The organism is Bradyrhizobium sp. 87, assembly GCF_023073015.1.
Lineage (GTDB): Bacteria > Pseudomonadota > Alphaproteobacteria > Rhizobiales > Xanthobacteraceae > Bradyrhizobium > Bradyrhizobium canariense_D.
In genome coordinates this window covers 1-1,103 of record NZ_JADPIQ010000035.1, presented here as the reverse complement: position 1 = coordinate 1,103, position 1,103 = coordinate 1, and the positions used below count along the sequence as shown (strand labels likewise).

Here is a 1,103-nt window from a genome sequence, read left to right as displayed (position 1 = left end):
CATCGGGACCAGTCTTGTCCGGCTCGTCGATCAGCTCGTAGAGATCAATCCACTCGATGAACGAATACTGAGAGAACCTCGCCAGCATCGCATCCAGGTTTGAGTTGCAGGCCGACATCGACGCCGACGTCGAGGTGTTGACGAACGTTGAGTCGTAGATCTCGGCGCCGTTCATCTCATTGATGGCGACTGGAACGCCGTAGCTCGACAGCTTTGTGAACAGGTTGAAATTGGGACGAACTCCGCCCCAGTAGTTCGTCGGGTTCACGCCGGCATGCTCGTAATAGTGATAGCCGAGCACATCGACCTTGACGCCATTCGCCTTCATGAAGTCGATGTAGCCGAACATCGTCGATGTGGTGCCGACGATGCGCCGAAGGTTTCTGCCGGTGTCGCGGCGTACCTGCTCGATCGCGTCCGACATTCCCCGCAAGAGATTGGCGAAGTCGACCATCGACGGATATGCAGCGAACTCGGCAGAGGTCCATCCCTTGCCGAACAACGGAGAGCCGTTGGCATCACGGACGGTCAGATTGATCTCGTTACCAAGTTCCCAGTCGCCGACCGAAGATGCGAACTGGCGAACAAACGCCAGGGTCCGATTGTAGCCCTGGGAGTAGAGCGCAGCAGCGTCGCCGGCAGGATACTTGCCGGCATCGGTCTTGTCGCCCCACATTAGCGGAAGCGCCAGAACAGGTTCAAGAGTGACGCCATAGTTGGCGGCAAGGCCCACGATCGAGGTGAAGCGCGTCGCTGCCCATGGATCAGTGTCAGCCGCCAGAGGAATGGTCAGGCGGTATCGCTTGAGCTTATGTGCGGCGAGCGTCTTGAAGACGTCCTCGTCATTGATCTGGCGGTACGCCCCGGAGGCGAACATGGAGTGGCCATTGACGCCGATTTGAACTGTCAATTCTGTTCCTTGATTGCGCGAGAAAAGAAGAGGATGCCGTTTGCAGCAGATCTGATTTCGGGCGCGGCGGGGTAAAGGAGGAGAAACCCCGCCGCAGTCGGGCCGCAGCAGTCGGCCGGCGCTCTGTGCCGCCGCTCTCTGTTCTGTACTGCGACTATGGTTGTATTTTGGCCTACTCTCCCCTGAGGGAGTG

Annotated in this window: 1 protein-coding gene; it reads right to left on the bottom strand. The window is 58.5% G+C overall.

The genetic code is table 11. The features are described from left to right. The coding region (locus tag IVB50_RS08900) for a hypothetical protein (protein ID WP_247295596.1) at positions 1 to 1,103 on the bottom strand (1,103 nt) is incomplete at both ends.